The 242-nt window shown below is 40.9% G+C and carries 1 protein-coding gene; it reads right to left on the bottom strand.

Annotation, left to right across the window (positions count from 1 at the left end):
- Positions 1-242, bottom strand: a 242-nt coding sequence (locus tag AAEY62_RS24350; protein WP_350637048.1) for a DUF2058 family protein, incomplete at both ends; no start/stop codon positions are given.

Genomic DNA, 242 nt, shown 5'->3' with positions numbered 1-242 from the left:
ATGTTCATCTACTTCAGCTACTTTACGTGCCGGTTCGTCTTCTAATACGTAAAATCGGCCTTCGAGCACACAAATAGCTAAGCGACCACCCGATAACGCTTTTTGCGTTCTTTCGTTTACTTCAATGCTCTTTACTTTGTTTTCGTAAGTAAAGTTAAAAGTACGCTCACCACGTATTGCTTCTTGGTTATGGTGTTCTAAAATTTGTTTAACACGGGCACTTTGCTCGCGCTGCTTTAAAC

The sequence above is a fragment of the Pseudoalteromonas sp. GW168-MNA-CIBAN-0100 genome, assembly GCF_040309225.1.
Taxonomy (GTDB): domain Bacteria; phylum Pseudomonadota; class Gammaproteobacteria; order Enterobacterales; family Alteromonadaceae; genus Pseudoalteromonas; species Pseudoalteromonas arctica.
Note: the sequence above shows the minus strand (reverse complement) of the source record. Positions and strands in the feature narration are given on the sequence as shown.